Raw genomic sequence first — 20,598 nt, forward strand, 5'->3', positions numbered from 1 at the left:
CGGGGAACTTGCATTTCCCACTTTTTCGTGTTATAGTAAGTCGACGGTGTGTTCGAGACCTTCCACACCTAAAACAAAACTAAAGGAGAGAACTTCATATGAACAAATCTGACAACAAGGCTGTGTATTACATGGCCTATGCGGCTGTGATTGCCGCAATCTACGTGGTGTTGACCATGGTGTTTGCCCCTATCAGTTTCGGGCCGGTGCAGTTCCGTATCTCGGAAGCGCTGTGTATTCTTCCATTTTTTACTCCGGCGGCGGTTCCAGGGCTGTTTCTTGGATGCCTGTTATCAAACCTGCTTTACGGTGCGGCGGCGCTGGATGTGGTGTTCGGAAGTCTGGCTACGCTGATTGGCGCGGTGGGGTCTTATGCGCTCCGCAGGAATAAGTGGGCGGTCTGCGTGCCTCCGATTCTGGCCAACACGGTGATTATCCCCTGGGTACTCCGCTATGCCTACGGCTCCCCGGATTTGATTCCGGTGGCGATGGTGACAGTGGGAATTGGGGAGATTCTGGCGATTGGTGTGCTGGGAAATCTTCTGCTAGTGACGCTGGAGCGATATAAATATGTGATTTTTAGAAACCATATGGCGTAAGCGCCGGATGGGGTACCAGGAGGGTACTGACATGGATTGAAAATGTCAGCCCTGCTGGTATTTTTTGCCTTTTCAAAAGCCCTCTATTGTGTTGGAAATGCATAATATATGATAAAAAATGGGGAAATAACATGCCAAAAAGCAGATAAAACACATGCTGAAAAAGACTATAATTGTAAATGTGCATAATAAAATAAAAATTAAAAAGAAATATATGTGCAAATATATTGACAACGCTAAAAATGTGTGCTATTCTTTTGGTACATCGTTTTAGCAACTCAATATTATTTTTTTAAGCTATGCTAAAACGATTTAGCATAATTCAAGACAATCCATGGAGGTAGTAATGAAAAAAGACGGAATCTTAAATACCAATCTAATTTCAGAAGTGGCGGCGATAGGGCACACCCAATATCTGGTGATTGGCGATGCGGGCCTGCCAATTCCGAAAGGAGTCAATGTTCTGGATATATCTTTGACAAAGGGAGTTCCCGGTTTCATGCAGGTGCTGGAAGCGGTGAATGAGGAACTGGTCAGTGAAGCCTACATTTTGGCGGAGGAAATCAAGGAGGGGAACCGGGAACTGGAAACACAGGTACATGAGCTGTTAAAGGAACAGCCGGTGACTTACGTCCCCCACGAGGAATTCAAAAAACTGACGGAGGAAGCCCAGGTGATCGTCCGGACGGGAGAAACTTCTTCCTTTGCCAATATCATTCTGGTGGCCGGAGTTAATTTTTAACCAACGATAAGAGAGAGGGGATGACAGAATGGAACTGTCTCAAAACACAGCGCTCATCATTGTTTTGATTGTCACGTTTTTATGGGGCTCCTGGTTCCAGGTAGTCAAGCATACGGACGACTACCCCATATATGCATTTTTAAGCTGGCTTTACCTGTTTTCACTGTTTATCGTGTGGGGCTCCATCGCAGTCCTGCACCGTTACATGATACCGAAAGGCGTTTTCCACGAGATAGCCGGTGATATTCCAAGAGCAGTTCTGATCTTTGGCTGCGGCGCGGTCTATGCCATCGGGATGCAGATACAGCTGTCCGTGGTCAGCCGGGTGGGACTGATTCTTTCCAGCTCCATAACCTCCACCTGCTCCATACTCAGCGGAATTATGATTACCTCCGTATTTGGAGGAATCTCGGAGAGCTCGTCTCTGCTACTGATTATTCTGGCGGCCTTCCTGTTGATAGGGGGAACTATCGTCTGCCAGATATCGGGAGTTATGCGGGATAAGGACGTGGGAAAGGTGCAGGAGAAGGATACGAAGAATACCACATCCCAGAAGAAAGACATTATGTTACTGGTTATCACAAGTGCAATTATGATTCCATTTTACTCCATTGCATCCTCCTTCGGTCTCAGCACGGACTTAAGACCCAATGGTTTTTCCTCCCTGACATGTATGGGAATCCTGAGCATCGGGGCGTTGATTGGAACCAGCGTGTATAGCGCCTATTGGCTGACAAGAGAAGAGAAATGGAACAAAGTGTTACATCCGCGGAAGGGACTGCCGATTATATTAGCGATGGCCTGTATCGCAGCGTTCTGCCACTTTGGCGGAAATGTGCTTCACTCCATTGCGGCGCCGGTAGTAAGTGTCGTCATCGCCACGGGCATCGGGTACTCCTACGGAATGTGGTCCTATCTGTGGGGACTGCTCTACGGTGAATTCAAGGGGGCGGGCAAACGCACCTTCGCCGTGCTGGCAGGCGGTATCGCCCTGTTTGTCATTGGCGTTCTGATATTAACCTTCAATGTATAAACGAGATGGAGAAACGTAATGCGTAATGAATAAACAAACCCACAAAAAGGAGGAACCATGAAGAAGATACTTGTAATAGGAAGTACCAATATTGATTTTGTCGTAAATGTTGTGGACTTCCCGGTGGCGGGAGAGACAGTCATGAGCCAGTCCTTTCAGAAAATGCCGGGAGGAAAGGGCGCGAATCAGGCGTATGCCTGTGGAAAGCTGGGCGGCGATACCGCGTTTGTCAGTGTGATAGGGGACGACGGCCTGGGAGACCTGGCGATGAAGAATTTAAAGGACGCGGGCGTCAACATTGACTCCGTGAAAACCGCGCCGGGAACTCCGACAGGTATGGCCCAGATCAGCATCGATCATTCCGGAAACAACTGTATTATTGTGGTACCAGGGGCCAATAGCGCCTGCAATCAGGAATTTATTGAAGAAATTTATGACAGGATTGACGCCTGCGATATTCTGCTGATTCAGATGGAGACGCCGTTAGCCGGGGTGCTGAAAGCCATTCAGCGGGCGAAACAGGCCGGAAAGACCGTGATACTCAACCCGGCGCCGGTACCGGAGGAGCCCCTGCCGGAGGAACTGTTCAACGGCCTGACGTATCTCACACCCAACGAGACGGAGCTTGGGAAATTGACGGGCATGCCGGTGGACACCTTCGAGGAAGTCTGTGCGGCCGCCAGAAAGCTGCTGGAGCTGGGCGTGGAACATGTGATTGTAACGCTGGGGGAGAAAGGCGCCGCATTTATCAACCGTGAGACAGAGGTTTTATATGAGACCAGAAAAGTGGAGGCGGTGGATACGACAGCAGCGGGAGATACGTTCAATGCAGCCATAGCTGTCTTTTTGTCTCACGCTAAAACGATTGAGCAGGCTATTCGGTTTGCAAATCTGGCCTCAGGCATATCGGTGACCAGGCAGGGAGCGCAGCCCTCCGTGCCATCCAGAGAAGAAGTGGAAGCATTGGCTGCTGAGATTGGGTAGTAAAAAACAACATATAACAAAAAGAAAAGGAGAAGGTATTATGAAGAAAACACTTAGTATGATTCTTGCGGCGGCGCTTATGGTTTCCATGGTGGGATGTAGTGGGACAAAGAACACTACGGCGGAGACCACAAAACCACAGACAGAGGCTGTGAGCCAGGGGGACACGGCAGAGGCAGACACCACGAAAGCGATGGAAGCAAAAGATACGTCTGAACCACTGAAAGTCGGCCTCAGCTTTGTGTCACTGAACTTCCCATACTTTGTCAGAATGTATGAGCAGTTTATGGACGAAGCAAAGCAGAACGGCTGGGATGTCTCCTTCGTGGATGGCAATCTTGACGCGGCCACACAGTTAAACGGCATTCAGGATATGATTAACAATGACGTGGACGTGATGGTAGTCAGCGCCTGGTTTATCGATGCCATGGAGGATGTATTTGCCCAGTGTAAGGAGAAGGGGATTCCTGTCTTCATCATCGGCAACACACAGAACCCGGATGCCATCAACGATTTGATTGTCTATGCCTGCGGCACCGAGCATTACGATGCGGGCTTCCTGGGAGGAACCTGGGCGTCAGGATACTTTAACGATTTGGGAAAGACTGAGCTGAATATCGCCATCATGTCCGGTTCCACCGAGCAGATGAAACAGCGTGGACAGGGCTTTGTGGACGGCTTGACCAAGGGCGGAATCAAAGTGGAAGTGAAGAATGAGTATGACGTATCCACCAGAGAAGATGCCATGGCCAGTGCGGAGGATGCTCTGACGGTTTATTCCGATTTGGATTTGATTTATGGTGTCAGCGCCCAGGGTTCTCTTGGAGCCTATGACGCAACGGTGGGAGCAAACCGGACGGAAGTCTATGTGGTCGGCTATGACGGCGAGGATGAGGAACTGGAGTTGATTGACAAGAAACTTAACTACATTGCCACCATTACCCAGGACCCGGCGGGAGAGGCATCCACCACGGTAGAGTATATTCTGAAATATCTGGACGGAGAGAAATTTGACAAAATAGTTCCCATCTCAGCAGGCATCTACTGTGCGGAGGGACAGCTGACATCAGAACAGGTACTTGGCAACTAATATCAGAAGCTGCAATATAATCCGAAAGGTGACAGGTTATGGAGAGTGCTGTAAATATACTGAAACTGACAAAAATTAATAAGGCATTTCCTGGCGTGAAAGCACTGACAGACGTGGATTTGACAGTGAGAAAAGGAGAAGTGCTGGCCCTGGTAGGGGAGAACGGAGCGGGGAAATCCACCTTGATGAAAATCCTCTCCGGCGCCTACAAGAAAGATAGCGGAACCATTGAATTTGAAGGCAGGGAGGTGGAGATTCATTCACCGAAGCAGTCGGAGGAGCTGGGCATTTCCATCATCTATCAGGAACTGAATCTGATACAGAGAGTTACGGTGGCTGAGAATGTATTTTTAGGGCGGTATCCCATGAAAATGGGAGCCGTCCAGTGGAAAAAGATGAGAGAGGATGCCAAAAAGCTGTTTGACGATTTAGGCATCGAGATGGATGTCCGGGCAATGCTTAGGGAGCTGAGTCTGGCCCAGCAGCAGATTGTGGAGATTGTGAAAGCGGTAAGCATCAATGCGAAGGTAGTTATCATGGATGAGCCCACGTCCTCGTTGTCCCATAATGAGACGGAGATATTGTTCCGAATCATCAGGATGCTGAAAGAACGGGGAACCGCGGTGATTTTCATCACCCACAGACTGGATGAGATTTACACTATCTGCGACAGAATGACAATCCTGCGGGATGGCTGTTACATAGGAACCAGAGAGGTCAAGGAAGTCACCAAGGCCGACATGATCGAGATGATGATTGGACGGCAGCTGACCAATCAGTACCCCCAGCGAGACACCAAAATCGGAAAGACGGCACTGGAGGTTCGGGGACTTTCCGACGGTGGAAAGCGGGTAAAGGAAGTGTCATTTGCCGCCCGTTCCGGCGAGGTGCTTGGGTTTGCCGGGCTGGTGGGAGCCGGGCGGACGGAGACCATGCGGATGATTTTCGGGGCCGATAAAAGAGCCAGAGGTGAGATATTTATTGACGGGAAACAGGTGTCCATCAACTCGCCGAGAGATGCCATCGGCATGGGAATCGGTTTTGTAACGGAAAACAGAAAGGAAGAAGGATTGTTTCTCCGCTCCTCCGTAAAAGTCAATACCGTCATGGTGGCATTGAAGAAAATTCTGAAGGCCGGCTTTTACTTCGACTTTAAGAAAGAGAAACAGGTAGCGGAGGAATATGTCAAACTTCTTCATACTGCAACACCTTCCGTGGAACAGAGAGTAATGTTCTTAAGCGGTGGAAACCAACAGAAGGTGGTACTCGCCAAGTGGCTGTTTTCAGATTCTAAGATTATTATATTTGACGAGCCCACAAGAGGAATCGATGTTGGAGCAAAACGTGAGATTTATGAGATTATCAACAAGCTGGTTTCAGAGGGCAAGACGGTGATTGTCGTGTCGTCGGATTTGGAAGAGATTATGGGTATCTGCGACAGAATCCTGGTAATGCATGAGGGCGTAATCTCTGGTGAAGTGGAAAAAGCGGAGTTCTCACAGAGTAAAATTACAGAATATGCAGTAGGAGGAAGTTGACCATGGATAGGAAAAGTATAAAATCAAAAGCATTTTCAATTGCCAACAATATGGGGGCGTGGCTTTTAATTATCGTCATCATTGTACTTATGGCGTTTGTCAATGACAAGTTTCTGACTGTCAGCAACATTATCAACGTGCTCAGACAGGTGTGCGTGGTGGCAATCTGCGCGCTGGGCGTGTCCTTCGTGGTGCTGGGCGGAGAGATTGACTTGAGCAGTGGTATGGCCGCCACCTTTGCGGGATGTAACGCGGCGCTGCTGATCACCAGACTGGGAGTGCCGCTGGTACCGGCGATACTGCTGGCAGTTCTGCTGGGCGCTGTGGTGGGAACGATGTCCGGCTGTATCGTTACCTTTTGGAAAATCCCGTCCTTTATAGGAACGTTAGGAGTCCAATATATCATCCAGGGCTTAATCTTAATCACTACTAACAGTATGCCGGTGACTGGACTTCCGGAGGGATTTTTGTTCCTGGGGAGAGGATATGTCGCCAATATCATTCCCGTTCCGGTTATCATCATGCTGGTGTTCTTCGCCATCGGCACCTTCCTGCTGAAGTACACCACCTTCGGCCGCTCGGTGATTGCCGTCGGGGAAAATGCGGAGGCCGCTGCTCTCTCAGGCCTGAAGGTCGTTCAGACCAAAGTGCTGATGTTTACCATCTGTGGATTCTGCTCTGCCTGTGCCGGTATCGTGATGACGGCGAGATTGTCCTCCGGCCAGCCAAGCTCCGGCAGTGATATGGCACTTCAGGCTCTGGCGGCCGTTTATATCGGCGGTACCTTCAAGGGCAGTATGTTAAACACTCTTGCAGGTGCGCTTGCCTGGGGATTTGTAAACAACGGATTGAATTTGCTTGGGGTAAATGCTTACTGGCAGAAGATTGTGTTAGGCGCGGTGATCGTCGTTGCAGTCCTGTTCGATTCCATTCGGGCTAAGATTTCAACAGCAAAATAAAAGGAGGTTTCTAATGAAGAAAAAAGCGTATATTTTTTATGGCGGCTGGGAGGGCCACGAGCCGGAATTGGTCAGTGCGAGATTTCAGAAAATGCTGGAGAACGAGAATTTTGAGGTTATCCGGGAAGACACTCTGGAGCACCTGGAGGATGAGGAATTCTTAAAAACCATGGATTTGATTGTCCCGTGCTGGACCCAGGGAGAGCTGGAGGATAGATGCTGCTTTGCAATTACGGAAGCCGTGATGTCAGGTGTTGGTCTGGCCGGCTGCCATGGTGGAATGTGCGATTCTTTCCGTTGGAGTGTGGAGTGGCAGTTCATGACCGGAAGCCAGTGGGTGTCCCATCCGGGAGACCCGTGGATGCACCATGTATCCAGGCTGACAGATGAGAACCTGGCTTATGTACATGAGCATTACCCGGAAAGTGAAGCGCCCGGAGCATTTTGGACCCACTACGATGTAAATTTCAAAAAGCAGTCCTCGTCCCCGCTGATTCAGGGGCTGGATGATTTCAATGTCTATACGGAGCAGTACTACCTGCATCTGGACCCCTGTGTGGATGTTCTCGCGTCGACGAAGGTTCATACGGAGGGACCACACAGCGCAAACGGCGTGGTGGATATGCCGATTATTTATACAAAGCTGTGGGGGAAGGGAAGAGTGTTCTACAATGCGCTGGGGCATCACGATGACATTTTTGACATTCCCCAGGTAGCGGAGGCGCAGAGAAGAGGATTCCTCTGGGCCGCTAGATAACAGGGAACGTTTACCGGTAATTCTGAATGGGAAAAGGAGAAGAGACTATGAAAGTGAATGGCGTATTTGTTACGGATTATATGAAACTTGGCGTTATGGAGAATGAGATTCCGGATGAGCCGAAGGCCGATGAAGTCCTGATTAAAACTATGGCATGCGGAGTCTGCTGCTGGGATTCCTGGTTATACCGCGGCGTGAACGCGCCGGGACCCATGCCTTATGTGATTGGCCATGAGGGCGTGGGAATTGTTGAGAAAGTGGGTTCCCTGGTGACTAACGTCAAGAAGGGCGATAAAGTGTTTGCGGCCTATGGTGGAAATGATATGATGTGTGAATATTTTATCAATCGGGCGGACGGCATTGTGAAGCTGCCGGATGATACCACCGACTGGGCCGGCGTGGTCTATGAGCCAACCTGCTGTGTGGTGAATCTTCTGAATATCGCCGACATTAAGATGGGTGACCATGTAGTGCTGGTGGGAGCCGGGTACATGGGGATGCTCACCTTGATGGGACTGACCAGAAGCACCCAGGCAGGAAGAATCACGGTATTTGAGCTTCGGGAGGACAGACGGGAGATGGCCAGAGGGCTGAATCCGACGGAGGTTCTGGACCCTGAGAGCGAGGAAGGAAAACGGGTGATCAAAGAGATTCAGGATAAGGGCGGAGCCGACGTGGTGATTGATTTTGGCGCTTCCGATTCCGGCTTCCATCTGGCGGACTCCATGACAAAAATGGCCGGAAAGTTTGTCATCGGCAGTTTCCACAGAGGGGACGTGACATTCAACGGAACCAAGTGGCATCTGGGCGGCTTGACCGTATACAATCTCTCCCCATTTAGCAATGCACATTACCCGGATATGATTCCGAGGACTTATACCATGATTGAAAAAGGCGTGTTTGAGCCGGCCAAATTCGTCACCCACACCGCTTATTTTAAGGATGCACAGGGGATGGAGAACATGTTCCAGAGAGCATGTGACAAGAAGGACGGCTATATTAAAGGGGCAGTCTTATTTTACGAGAACTAAGGAGTGTAGATTATGAGCGCATCATTTCCAAAAACAGAGGTTGCGGGAATCAAACTTCCACGACTGATTATCGGATGCAACTGGATATCAGGATTCAGTCACCAGACGCCGGCCAGGGATGAACAGATTTTAAAGAGACACAGTTCCCCGGAATCGGTGGCCGATATCTTTGCCACCTTCATGGAGGAGGATGTTAATGCGGTGTTGGGGCTGTTCGGGGTGGACCATGATTTGATTGATGCGGTAAAGCTGGCCGAGGAGCGGACAGGAAAAAAGATGATTCTGATGGACTCGCCGATATTGAACGTGGATGACAACACGTTGGCGAGGCAGGAGGCGGAGAGGACGATTAAGGAGTGCGCAAAAAGGGGGGCAAAATTCTGCCTCCCCCTCCATTCCTGTATCGAGCAGCTGGTGAACAAAAACACGGGAACCATCAACCGCCTGCCGGATTACTTAAAGATGATTCGAGACGCGGGGATGATTCCGGGGTTGTCCGCCCATATGCCGGAGCTTATCCAGTACGCCGATGAAAATGAGTACGACGTGGAGACCTACATCCAGATTTTTAACTGTATGGGCTTTTTGATGCAGGTGGAGATTGAGAGTGTGGCCAAGATTATTCACAACGCGAAGAAGCCTGTGATTACCATCAAGCCCTGCGCCGCCGGGCGGACGACGCCCTATGTGGGACTGAATTTCTCCTACAATGCCATCCGCTCCCAGGATATGGTGTGCATTGGCTGTTTTAATGGCCAGGAAGCATATGAGGACATTGAGTATGCAAAGGCCGCCATCGAGCGGAGAATGCCCGACATCCAGTCCCGGAACAGTCCCTTAAAAACCAGCATAATCAATGGGTCATGATTGGATTCAGTATCTCATCCATTTCCTTCCAAATGTTGTAAATTACTTTGTTTTAAAGTATAATGGTTACAAAATGAATGGGAGCAGCAATGTATGAGAGTGACAATCAAAGATATTGCGCGTGAGACAGAGCTATCACCTACAACCGTGTCTATTGTACTTAATAATAAGCCGCACCGTCTCTCAGCGGAAACGAGAAAAAAAGTTTTAGATGCCGCAAAAAGGATGAATTACAGGCCCAACAGCCTGGCAGCCAGTCTGAAAACCCATAAAACCAAGACCATCGGCATGGTGATATCCAACTTCACCAACTCCTATTTTGGCGAACTGGCCAGAGGGGCGGAAGCCAGGTGTGCGCAGGATGGCTATGCGCTCATTCTCTGCAACACCAATGATAAATCAAAGAAGAATTTTGACTACATCAATATCTTGATTGACCGGGGTGTGGATGGCATCATCATCTCTTTTGATGGGATTGAGGCGGATGAGACGGACAGGCTGATTGCCCATATGCTGAGCTTTGGCATCAAAATCATCTCCATCGATTACAGGACCCAGTACAAATCCGTCAGCAATGTCATGCTGGACAACAAAATGGGCGGTTTTTTGGCGACCCGCCATCTGATAGAGCAGGGACACCGCAAAATCGGCTGTATCACCGGCCCGCTCCAGGCGGATTCCAGTACGGCCAACCAGAGGTATCTGGGGTACAAGCAGGCGTTAGAGAAGTACCAGATAGAAGTTAATGAGAAGTTCGTGGCTTACGGCGAGTACAATATCGAGTCCGGCATAAAGCATGCCGGTACGCTGCTCTCCGAGGGCGTGACCGGGATTGTGGCCGCCAACGATTTGTGCGCCTATGGCATTTACAAGTGGGCCAGGGAGCACGGGATCACCATACCGGACGATTTGTCGGTGGTAGGTTATGATGATATTGTGTACTCCGATTTTTTCAGCCCCCGTCTGACTACCATACGCCAGCCGGCCTATGATATGGGATTTGAGGCGGCGAACAAGATTATTGAGAGCTGTGAGGATATTTCTGACGGCGACAAGGATTTGATATTCAAGCCGGAGCTGGTGATTGGTGGAAGTACGAGACATCTGTAAATCTGTAATATAAAATGCCTTCTGAAATGTGATTCAGAAGGCATTTTTAGTGTTTGATACTTTTTTTGTTACTATACCATAGTCTCATCCTTCAGCACATCCACCATATTCCCACGGCAGATATATCTCCCGCCCAGATAGTAGGCCAAGCCGACGGTGAGCAGTACAAACGCCGCAAAGAGAAACGTCGGTATCACCGGGGCATTTGGGAGAAATTCCTTTGCCGGGAGACAGGCGGAATGGAGGGCAAATGCCGTGATGGGCACATTGATGACCAGGCTGAGGATGAGGGGATTCAGGCTCAGTATCAGGGTCTCCATAAGCAGGATTTTTCGCATCCCTTTTGGCGACAGGCCGGCGGAAAGATATCTTGCGAATTCTTTTCTGCGCTGGTGAATCTGTCCCAGAACAGAGGAGAAGATATTGGTGATTCCGATGCAGGCCAGCAGACCGGCCAGAGCGCCTATGACGATTTTCAGCCCGTTTCGCATGGAAGCCTCGGAGGATTCCTGTTCCGGCCTGCTTTGAAGCGTATAGAGTTCTTCCTCCGACAACTGCATGGGAAGAGCATTTCGTATGGCGGGGATAGCCTGTCCGGAAGCCGCCTTAATGTTGTAATGCACCTGGACATCGGGAAAACTGTCTGCCATGTCCTGATACATTTCCTGTGATATGATTAAGGTCAGGGAATACTGGATGAAATCTTCCCTGATAGCCGGAAACGCATCGGAGTAAGCCGATACCGTCACAGGCACGGTCGGCATTCCGGCCAGATCCACATTTACCAGATTCAGAGACAGAGAACCGCTGTCATCCAGCAGTGGAAGGTAAGTTCGGTGGATGCGGTCGCTGTGAGCGCTGTCCCAGATCTTGTTTACCACCACTGCCTGCTCTTCCCCGGTTATCCCCTGAGCGGTGCAGTATGCCTGAAAACTGGTGTCATCCAGCACATAGACGGGGGTCCGGAACACATAGTCACCATCTTCATTTCTATCCACATTCTTATCCAGAATCTCCATTCCATTTCCAAGCAGAACGTCGTTTAGCATTTCCCCGGAAATATCCGCGCTTGCCATAAATCGCTGATAGGCAATGCAGTTTTCGACTCCCTCCATACCACGGATATCTGCCAACAGTTCCTGATTCCGCTCCGGACCATATTCTGCCGTGAACATGATATCCCAGACGTCCCGAAACCTTTCGTAGTAGGTCTGCTGTGTACTCATCCCCGATATGGCTTCCAGGTTGAGAAAGCTGATGAAGGCCAGAAAGGAAAACATCAGGGAGACTGTTGAGGTTCTCAGCGATTTCCGGCGGGCATAGAGGGACTTTCGCGCCAGCTCCCCGTATATCCCAAATACACGGGAGATGACAGGAAAATGTCTCATACCGCCGGGAACTGTGTCCGCTCCTGAGTGAATGGCTTCCAGCGATGTCAAACGGCTGATGTGCCTTGCCGGAATCCATGCGGACAGCAGCACGGTTACCATGGAGAGGGCGAACGAGGCTATGCCAATACCCCAGTGATACTGAAAGATCACATCATATTTCCGGACGGAGGCGGTTACGGAAATGATGAGCTGCAGAAAACCATAACACAGCCCAAATCCGGTGAGAACGCCGGCTGCCGCCGGTATCGTACACAGAATCAGCACCTCCTGAAGCAGCATGGAGCGAATCTGTCCCGGCGTGGCGCCCACACTCTTCAATATCCCCAGCTGGTGCAGTCGGCTGTTCATGGAGACTTCAAACGCATTGTGAATCATGGCAGTCAGAGAGGCGCATACCATCATCAGAATGACGATATAGGCGATAATAATCGGTTCCGCCACGGAAGGCGCATCTCCGGTTTTCAGGATTTGCCGGTGAATTCTGTCTGTCCACAGGTTATAGAAGACTCCGCTGGTTAGGGCGAGAAGAACCGCGGAAAGAAAAGAGATTCCGGCCAGGAACACGCTGGTTATGCGGTTGGCCTTGATATATCTGATGGCGTAGCTGCTCCACATAAGCATTTCACCTCCGTTTATCGTTCACATGCTGATCTGACACAATCCTTCCGTCCTGTATCTGGATGATGCGGTCAGCCTGCAAGGCGATTTCTTCATCATGGGTCACAAGGAGAAGCGTCTGCCTGTATGTCCGGTTGGAGTATTTTAACAGCTCGATGATCTCGTGGCTGTTTTTGTTGTCCAGATTCCCGGTGGGCTCGTCCGCCAGCATTAGGGCCGGGGCGTTGATAAGAGCGCGGCCAATGGAAACACGCTGCTGCTGTCCGCCGGATAACTGCTTTGGCAAGTGGTTGCGCCGCTGGGAAAGCCCTAAAATCTCAATCAGTTCATCCAGACGCTGACGGTTTATCTGCTGGCCGTCCAGTTTCAGGGGCAGTGTGATATTTTCCTCCACATTTAATACGGGAATCAGGTTGTAGAACTGATAAACCAGCCCCACCTGCCTGCGCCGGAAGATTGCCAGCTCCTCCTGGGACTTCCGGTGAATTTCCGTGCCGTCCACCAGAACCCGGCCGGAGTCTGGTACGTCCACGCCTCCGATTATGTGCAGCAGGGTGGATTTCCCGGAGCCGGACGCGCCGGTGATGGCCACAAATTCTCCCTTTTCCACAGTAAAAGAAATATCGGACAGGGCATTCACCTGATTTTCTCCATCCCCGTAGGTTTTGCACAGATGTTCCACTTTTAATAGTTCCATGACGAACCTCCTGTTTTTTGAGTAAGTATACCACGTGCCGTGTGACAGCTTCGTGACAGTTTTATGACAAAATAGTCACAAAAAAGGGGCGCACGGAATCAAATGGCCCCTTTATAAAAACGGATATGAAATTCAGCACCACGAGGAGTACGGTTCTTTGCCGCCACGGTTCCGTTCTGCTGTTTTATAATCATCTGAGCAAGTGCCAGACCGATGCCCGCATGCTCCGGCCCGGAATCCTTACCCCGATAAAATCGCTCAAACAGATGGGGCAAATCTTCCGGGGCGATGCCAGTTCCGTCGTCGGAGATGGTAATGCCGGTAAAGAGGGGATTGTCACGGGCGGTGACAGTCAGCGTACCGCCAGGGGGCGTGTGCTCCATGCAGTTTTTCAGGATATTCCCGACGGCTTCCACACTCCAGAGCCGGTCGCCGGAAAATGCGGCATTTTCATCGATGTCAGTTTCTACGGTTATCTCTTTCACATCCAGCATGACAGCCAGCGGAGCGAGCGCTTCCAAAACCAGCTCCTCCACGTTGACCGGAGTCTGCCCGAAGGCCACCGTGCCGGTTTCCAGCCTGGCGATTTTTAACAGGGAGGATATCAGCCATTCCGTTCGGGAGAGCAGGGAGCTGATATCACGGATGTACTGCTGTCTCTGCCCGGCATCCGCATCCTCACGCCCAAGCCTTGGCACTATCATCCGGATGGAGGTAAGAGGTGTCTTTATCTGATGGGAGATATCGGCGATGGAGCTGTTTAAATAATCTTTCTCTTTTTGCAGCAGCTCGGACTGTTCCTGAAGACGGACGGTCATCTTGTAGATTTCACTGGTCAGAAGAGCCAGTTCCCCCTCTTTGTCCGGCACAAAACAGGTCGACATATCGCCATGCAGAATCTGGTCCAACTGACCGCTTAAATGGGAAATGTCTTTGTAGCGCCTTTTCGTATAGTATAAAAACAGCGCAAGGGCCCCGGCACAGATCAGCAGGGTATAGATAGCCGGAGGCATGGCGAGCAGAGGGGCGGCGGTAACGACGGCCAGTGTGAACAGACCGTAAGAGACAAGCATTTTTTTAATCTCAGGATTTCTCAGAAGCAGCATATTATTCTCCTAACATGTAACCCAGGCCCCGGACTGTTTTTATGATGGCCGGCTCGGATGGGTTCTCCTCGATTTTATCGCGAAGCCGTTTGATGTACACGGTCAGGGTGTTGTCATTTACAAAATCTCCGGCAATATCCCAGATTTCTTCCAGCAGGCGGCTGCGGGAAAGCATTTCTCCCTGGTGATTTAACAGGACCAGCAAAAGACGGTACTCCAGGGCGGAGAGGGGAATCTCCTGGCCTTGTCTGGAGACGGCCGCTTTTAAGGTGTCTATCTTCAGCCCGCCAATCTCGAAGACGGATGGACTTTTCCCACACCGGCGCAGCACATTCTTGACGCGGGATATCAGTTCCAGGGGCTTAAATGGCTTGGTAATATAATCGTCCGCGCCAAGCTGAAAGCCGGTCACAATGCTGGCTTCGTCGTTCATGGCGGTCAGGAAGATGACGGGGATATCCTGCTGGCGTCTGATTTCGGTGCACAGGGAATAGCCGTTGCCGTCCGGCAGGGTTAAGTCCAGCAGAATCAGGTCGAAGGAATGCTGCTCCAGCTGGGCCAGGGCTTCCTTTCGTGACACGGCTGTCCGGACCTTGAAGTTTTCATCCTCCAGCAGCAGGCGGAGATACTTGAGAATGTCCAAATCATCTTCTATCATTAAAATATTTGCCATTTTTATCACCTCCTGGATTTTATTGCGTTTAGTATAGCATAGACGGTTTGAAATTCCCAGTAAAAGGCGCCCGTCCGTATAAAAAACGGGGGTCTGACTCTGGAAGCAGTGGATTTTCTGTTGTTTTTCTACTATAATATAAGAAAACCATTGACTTTCTACTGGAAAAGAAGTAAAAGTAAGGGGACTAAAACCTAAAAAAGGAATGGAAAACCATATGTATCAGATAGATTTTAACAAACCGGAGGCGATTCATTTCATTGGAATCGGGGGTATCAGCATGAGTGGGCTGGCGGAGATTCTGATGGAGGAAGGGTTCCGGGTGAGCGGCTCGGATTCCCAGAAATCGGAGCTGACAGAGCAGCTGGAGGCCAGGGGCGCCAAGGTGTTCTACGGCCAGCGGGCATCCAACATTGAGGACGGGATTGACGTGGCCGTGTATACGGCGGCGGTGCATCCGGATAATCCGGAGTTTATGGCGGTGCAGGAGAAGGGGATTCCCATGCTGACCAGAGCGGAGCTTCTGGGACAGATTATGAAGAACTACAAGTATGCGGTTGGAATCGCGGGAACCCATGGCAAGACCACCACCACCTCCATGGTGACGGAGATTCTGCTGGCGGCGGACATGGACCCGACTATCTCGGTGGGCGGTATCCTGAATTCCATTGGCGGCAACATCCGCGTGGGGGATTCCGAGCTGTTTGTGACGGAGGCCTGTGAGTACACCAATAGTTTCCTGTCGTTTTTCCCGACGATGGAAGTGATACTGAACATAGAGGAAGACCATCTGGACTTTTTTAAGGATATTCATGATATCAGGAATTCGTTCCGCCAGTTTGCCGAGAAGCTGCCGGAGGATGGACTGCTGGTGATCAGCAGTGATATTGATAATTACCGGGAGATTACGGACGGCCTGGCCTGCCAGGTGGTGACCTGCGGAAGCCAGCCTTCCAGTGACTACTCAGCGGACAACATCACCTACGATGAGTTTGCAAGACCTGCCTTTGATTTAATGATTGGCGGGGAGAAGGCCGGCAGGATACGTCTTGGAGTGCCGGGAGAGCACAATGTGTACAATGCGCTGGCGGCAATCGCCCTGTGCCGGAAGTTAGACGTCTCCATGGAGAATATCAGGGAGGGGCTGCTGCGCTTTACCGGAACCAACCGGCGTTTTGAGAAGAAGGGGGAGCTGGCCGGCATCACCATCATTGACGACTACGCCCACCACCCGCGGGAGATAGCGGCTACCCTGGCGGCAGCCAGGAATTATCCACACAACAAAATATGGTGCGTATTCCAGCCCCATACATACACGAGAACCAAAGCCTTTCTGGACCAGTTTGCAGAAGCCTTGTCCATGGCGGATGAGGTGATACTGGCGGATATCTATGCGGCCAGGGAGACCGACAATCTGGGCATCAGTTCCGGCGATATCGCTGAGAGAATCGAGAAACTGGGGACAAAAGCGCATTATTTAAGGTCTTTTGACGACATCGAAACATTTATTTTAGAAAATTGTGTTCACGGTGACTTGTTGATAACTATGGGCGCCGGAGACATTGTAAAAGTGGGAGAAAAGCTGATTGGGATGTAGTTATCCACATTATCCACATAGTTGTCAACATTTTATGTTAATATGCTATGTGGATTTTCTAATTTACATAATAAAATGTCTCACAATTCCACAACCCGTGATTCAATAAGGGATTCTACACATTTCGACAGGTTTCACGCGATTATGTATACCGGATATCCACATTATCCACATTATCCACAATGAAAAAGTGGAAAACTCCCGCCTATTTTCTTTTGAAAAGACATGTGGTATGATGGTATCAAGTTAAGAGAGGCAGGGTGAAGTAGGGCTATGAGAAGCAGTTTTCAGATACAGGCGACGGAGGTTGCCAACAAGTTTATTGACGAGTATATGTCAGCCGCAAGTGGAGAGTACGTGAAGGTTTATCTGTATATACTTCGTCATCATGGTGAGACGCTGAACGTAGATACGATTGCCGATGCCCTGAACCATACGGAGGCCGATGTGCGCCGGGCGATTACATACTGGAAGAAGCAGGGCGTGCTTGTGGAAGATGGGGGACAGGGGGCGTCGGATTCAGGTAAGAAGCATTTTGAGGTGGAACGCGCCGAGGAGGCGGAAGGCCGGGGAGCAAAACGGGCGGATAACAAGGCGGATAGCCGTATGGAGAACCGAATCGAGGCAGTGGAGCATGATTCCGAGGAGGACTATCTGGATGAACCTGATGCGGACGATTCGTTTATCAGCGAGGATGCGGCTGCGAGAGAGGACATCCTGAAGCCGAGACAGGAGGAAACCCTGCTCCAGGCGGGATCGGCCAGAAAGCATGCGTCCATGGCGAAGAGCGAGAAGAAGACATCCCAGGTGAGACCGATCTATACCACGGAGCAGGTGAACCGGGTGGCCATGGAGGAAGACTTTGGCCAGCTCCTCTATATTGCACAGAAATACATGAATAAAGTGTTCACGCCGAGGGACTGTGAGCTGTTTGCCTATCTGTATGACGGGCTTCATATGTCCATGGAGCTTTTAGAATACCTGGTGGAATACTGTGTACAGGGAGGACACTCCAATCTCCGCTATCTGGAGACGGTGGCCCTCAACTGGCATGAGAAGGGCATCAGGACGGTGGATGAGGCCAAGATGTATGTGACCTCCTACAACAAGGACACCTTTGCGGTGATGAAGGCCTTTGGTCTGGGGGACAGAAATCCGGGCAGTGTGGAACTTGATATGATACAGCGCTGGTTCAAGGAGTACGGCTTTACCAAGGAGATTGTGGTGGAAGCATGCAACCGTACCCTGGCCGCCATACATACACCCAGCTTCCAGTATGCGGACAAGATACTGTCTGAATGGAGGAAGGCAGGGGTGAAAACCATGCGGGAGATTTCCGCTCTGGACGAGAAGCGTGACAACCGCACGTCTTCCAGACAGCCGGTGGCGCCAAAGACAGGCAGAAACCAGTTCCACAACTTTGAGCAGAGAGACACCAACTATGACGCCATGGTGCTGGAGCGCTTGAAGAAGCGTCTGGGAGAACAGTAAGGAGATAAGATGGCACTGAGCAATTCGCAGTACAATGCAATCATGCGGGTCTATAACCAGAAACAATTGAAGAATAAACATGAGCAGGACGAGCGGGTCCGCAGAGTATACGAGCAGATTCCCCAGATTCGTGACTTGGAGCAGGAGATAAGCACCAGGGCGGTTCAGTGCGCCCGCAGGCTCCTGGATGGGGATGAGAGCGCGAAGGAAGGGTTAAAGCAGCAGATTGAGGATTTGAGAGAGCAGAAGGAGATACTGCTTAAGTCCGCTGGGTTTCCAAAGGATTACATGGAGATGCACTACTCTTGCCCGGATTGTCAGGATACGGGGTATATCGGCGGAAAGAAGTGCCACTGTTTCAAGCAGGAGCAGATCAAACTTCTCTATGCCCAGTCCAACATCGACAAGATTATCGAGACGGAGAATTTTGATACCTTTTCCTTTGAGTATTTTGACAATCAGGAGATTGTGCCGGAGATACAGATGACGGTGGCCGACTACATGAAACAGGTGTTGGGCTGGTGCCGGGAATTTGTGGACAACTTCCGGACAGAAGGCGGCAATCTTATCTTTACCGGAAGCACCGGCGTGGGGAAGACATTTCTCACCAACTGCATAGCCAGGGAGCTGATTCAGGCTTATCAATCGGTGATTTATTTGTCAGCCAATGATTTATTTGATGTATTTTCGAAAAATAAATTCAACTATGAGCCGGAGCTGGAGATGCAGGACATGTACCAGTATATTCTGGACTGTGATTTGCTGATTATTGACGATTTGGGGACGGAGCTGAACAACACGTTTGTGTCGTCCCAGCTGTTTTACTGCATCAATGAGCGCCTTCTTCGAAAGAAAGGGACCATCATTTCCACAAATCTGTCAGTCACCATGCTGCGGGATACGTATTCGGACCGGGTTTCGTCCAGAATTATGAGCCAGTACACTATCATTCCTTTATATGGGGATGATATTCGAACGAAAAAACATTGATTAGCTTGACTATTTCGGCGCATAATGATATAAAAGAGTAGCATTGAACGAAAATATAATACAAGATACCATATGTTGGAGGAAAGTCATGATATACGAAGAGAAGACGATTGAGACCATACCGGTTGGGCCGCTGGGCCTGGTTCCCCTGAAGAGCTGCATGGAGCTTGGCAAAAAGGTAGATGAGTACCTGGTGGCGTGGAGACGTGAGCGGGAGAGCGAGCACAAATCAACCATCGCATTTTCCGGGTATCAGAGGGATTCTTACATTGTTGAGAGCAAAATTCCCAGATTCGGAACCGGGGAGGCCAAGGGAACCATCACGCAGACCATCCGTGGAGACGATTTGTATATTATGGTGGATGTGTGTAACTACAGTCTGACCTATTCCTTGTGCGGCATGACTAACCATATGTCGCCGGACGACCATTTCCAGGATTTAAAGAGAATTATCGCCGCGGCAGCAGGCAAGGCCCGCAGAATCAACGTGATTATGCCATTCTTATATGAGAGCCGTCAGCACAAGCGCTCCGGCAGAGAATCTCTGGACTGCGCACTGGCGCTTCAGGAGCTGATTAACATGGGGGTGGAGAATATCATCACCTTCGACGCCCATGACCCGCGTGTGCAGAACGCGATTCCGCTGAAGGGATTTGAGACGGTTCAGCCGATTTATCAGTTTATCAAGTATCTGCTGAAGGTGGAGACGGATTTACAGATTGACAGTGACCACATGATGGTTATCAGCCCGGACGAGGGCGGCATGGGACGTGCCGTATACTTTGCCAACGTGCTGGGACTGGATATGGGTATGTTCTACAAGAGACGTGATTACACACAGATTATCAACGGCCGCAACCCCATCGTTGCCCATGAGTTCCTGGGCTCCAGCGTGGAGGGCAAGGACGTGCTGATTATCGACGATATGATATCTTCCGGCGAGAGCATGCAGGACGTTGCCAAGGAGTTGAAGAGAAGAAAGGCCAGAAAGGTCTTCATCTGTTCCACCTTCGGCCTGTTCACCAACGGTCTCACCAAGTTTGATAAATATTATGAGGACGGTCTGATTGACCGCATCCTGACCACCAATCTGGTATACCAGACACCGGAGCTGTTGTCCAGACCGTATTACATCAACGTGGATATGAGCAAGTATATCGCGCTGATTATTGACAATCTGAACCACGATGCATCTTTGAGCGAGCTTTTGAATCCGACCAGAAGAATCAACAAGCTGCTGGACGCTTACCGCTCGAAAAATCAGAAATAAATAAAACATGACAGGCCCGCGGAATAAAAACCGCGGGCCTGTTTTTTGCTGCTTT

The 20,598-nt window shown here is 50.2% G+C and carries 19 protein-coding genes; 15 read left to right on the forward strand and 4 right to left on the reverse strand.

The window, feature by feature from the left end; all coding sequences use genetic code 11:
* Positions 1 to 98: 98 nt before the first annotated feature.
* From HMPREF9473_RS01350 to HMPREF9473_RS01400, 11 genes are all read left to right on the forward strand, one after another.
* Positions 99 to 599 carry a QueT transporter family protein gene (locus HMPREF9473_RS01350; protein WP_006778250.1) on the forward strand — a complete coding sequence of 167 codons (501 nt, stop codon included), beginning with the start codon at positions 99 to 101 and terminating at the stop codon, positions 597 to 599.
* A gap of 346 nt (positions 600 to 945) precedes the next feature.
* Positions 946 to 1,341 (forward strand): D-ribose pyranase, encoded by a 396-nt coding sequence (gene rbsD, locus HMPREF9473_RS01355; RefSeq protein ID WP_006778251.1) that lies wholly within the window; start codon positions 946 to 948, stop codon positions 1,339 to 1,341.
* Positions 1,342 to 1,369: 28 nt separating this feature from the next.
* Positions 1,370 to 2,374: a hypothetical protein gene (locus HMPREF9473_RS01360; protein ID WP_006778252.1), complete on the forward strand. Its 1,005-nt coding sequence runs from the start codon at positions 1,370 to 1,372 to the stop codon at positions 2,372 to 2,374.
* A gap of 57 nt (positions 2,375 to 2,431) precedes the next feature.
* Positions 2,432 to 3,358, forward strand: coding sequence for a ribokinase (rbsK, locus tag HMPREF9473_RS01365; protein ID WP_006778253.1), 927 nt, complete (start codon positions 2,432 to 2,434; stop codon positions 3,356 to 3,358).
* A gap of 40 nt (positions 3,359 to 3,398) precedes the next feature.
* A complete protein-coding gene (locus tag HMPREF9473_RS01370) occupies positions 3,399 to 4,448 on the forward strand; it encodes a sugar ABC transporter substrate-binding protein (RefSeq protein ID WP_006778254.1) in 1,050 nt (349 codons plus the stop codon).
* A 38-nt stretch (positions 4,449 to 4,486) separates the two neighbouring features.
* The gene (locus tag HMPREF9473_RS01375; protein WP_006778255.1) at positions 4,487 to 5,986 is read left to right on the forward strand and encodes a sugar ABC transporter ATP-binding protein; all 1,500 of its coding nucleotides are present in this window, start codon (positions 4,487 to 4,489) and stop codon (positions 5,984 to 5,986) included.
* Positions 5,987 to 5,988: 2 nt separating this feature from the next.
* On the forward strand, positions 5,989 to 6,945 hold the full coding sequence (locus HMPREF9473_RS01380) for an ABC transporter permease (protein ID WP_006778256.1): 957 nt from the start codon (positions 5,989 to 5,991) through the stop codon (positions 6,943 to 6,945).
* Positions 6,946 to 6,958: 13 nt separating this feature from the next.
* Entirely contained in the window at positions 6,959 to 7,702 is a 744-nt protein-coding gene (locus HMPREF9473_RS01385) for a ThuA domain-containing protein (protein WP_006778257.1), read from the forward strand.
* 47 nt (positions 7,703 to 7,749) lie between these two features.
* A complete protein-coding gene (locus HMPREF9473_RS01390) occupies positions 7,750 to 8,733 on the forward strand; it encodes a zinc-dependent alcohol dehydrogenase (RefSeq protein ID WP_006778258.1) in 984 nt (327 codons plus the stop codon).
* A gap of 12 nt (positions 8,734 to 8,745) precedes the next feature.
* Entirely contained in the window at positions 8,746 to 9,600 is an 855-nt protein-coding gene (locus tag HMPREF9473_RS01395; protein ID WP_006778259.1) for a hypothetical protein, read from the forward strand.
* A gap of 93 nt (positions 9,601 to 9,693) precedes the next feature.
* Complete coding sequence (locus HMPREF9473_RS01400; protein WP_006778260.1) at positions 9,694 to 10,710, forward strand: LacI family DNA-binding transcriptional regulator; 1,017 nt, start codon at positions 9,694 to 9,696, stop codon at positions 10,708 to 10,710.
* 71 nt (positions 10,711 to 10,781) lie between these two features.
* On the opposite strand, the gene HMPREF9473_RS01405 is transcribed toward HMPREF9473_RS01400, so the two are convergent.
* The 4 genes from HMPREF9473_RS01405 to HMPREF9473_RS01420 all read right to left on the reverse strand — a co-directional run bounded on the left by HMPREF9473_RS01405 (position 10,782) and on the right by HMPREF9473_RS01420 (position 15,195).
* Positions 10,782 to 12,716 (reverse strand): ABC transporter permease, encoded by a 1,935-nt coding sequence (locus tag HMPREF9473_RS01405; RefSeq protein ID WP_006778261.1) that lies wholly within the window; start codon positions 12,714 to 12,716, stop codon positions 10,782 to 10,784.
* A 7-nt stretch (positions 12,717 to 12,723) separates the two neighbouring features.
* A complete protein-coding gene (locus HMPREF9473_RS01410) occupies positions 12,724 to 13,416 on the reverse strand; it encodes an ABC transporter ATP-binding protein (RefSeq protein WP_006778262.1) in 693 nt (230 codons plus the stop codon).
* A gap of 98 nt (positions 13,417 to 13,514) precedes the next feature.
* Positions 13,515 to 14,522 (reverse strand): sensor histidine kinase, encoded by a 1,008-nt coding sequence (locus HMPREF9473_RS01415; RefSeq protein WP_006778263.1) that lies wholly within the window; start codon positions 14,520 to 14,522, stop codon positions 13,515 to 13,517.
* A 1-nt stretch (position 14,523) separates the two neighbouring features.
* Entirely contained in the window at positions 14,524 to 15,195 is a 672-nt protein-coding gene (locus tag HMPREF9473_RS01420) for a response regulator transcription factor (RefSeq protein WP_006778264.1), read from the reverse strand.
* Positions 15,196 to 15,412: 217 nt separating this feature from the next.
* Here HMPREF9473_RS01420 and murC point away from each other — a divergent pair, with 217 nt between their 5' ends.
* The 4 genes from murC (at position 15,413) to HMPREF9473_RS01440 (ending at position 20,543) form a co-directional block, all read left to right on the forward strand.
* Complete coding sequence (gene murC, locus HMPREF9473_RS01425) at positions 15,413 to 16,792, forward strand: UDP-N-acetylmuramate--L-alanine ligase (protein WP_006778265.1); 1,380 nt, start codon at positions 15,413 to 15,415, stop codon at positions 16,790 to 16,792.
* Between the two features lie 273 nt (positions 16,793 to 17,065).
* Positions 17,066 to 18,283, forward strand: a complete 1,218-nt coding sequence (locus tag HMPREF9473_RS01430; RefSeq protein WP_006778266.1) for a DnaD domain protein — start codon at positions 17,066 to 17,068, stop codon at positions 18,281 to 18,283.
* A gap of 9 nt (positions 18,284 to 18,292) precedes the next feature.
* Positions 18,293 to 19,273: an ATP-binding protein gene (locus HMPREF9473_RS01435; protein WP_006778267.1), complete on the forward strand. Its 981-nt coding sequence runs from the start codon at positions 18,293 to 18,295 to the stop codon at positions 19,271 to 19,273.
* An 88-nt stretch (positions 19,274 to 19,361) separates the two neighbouring features.
* Complete coding sequence (locus HMPREF9473_RS01440; RefSeq protein ID WP_006778268.1) at positions 19,362 to 20,543, forward strand: ribose-phosphate pyrophosphokinase; 1,182 nt, start codon at positions 19,362 to 19,364, stop codon at positions 20,541 to 20,543.
* Positions 20,544 to 20,598 lie beyond the last annotated feature (55 nt).

The organism is Hungatella hathewayi WAL-18680, from assembly GCF_000235505.1.
GTDB classification, from domain to species: domain Bacteria; phylum Bacillota; class Clostridia; order Lachnospirales; family Lachnospiraceae; genus Hungatella_A; species Hungatella_A hathewayi_A.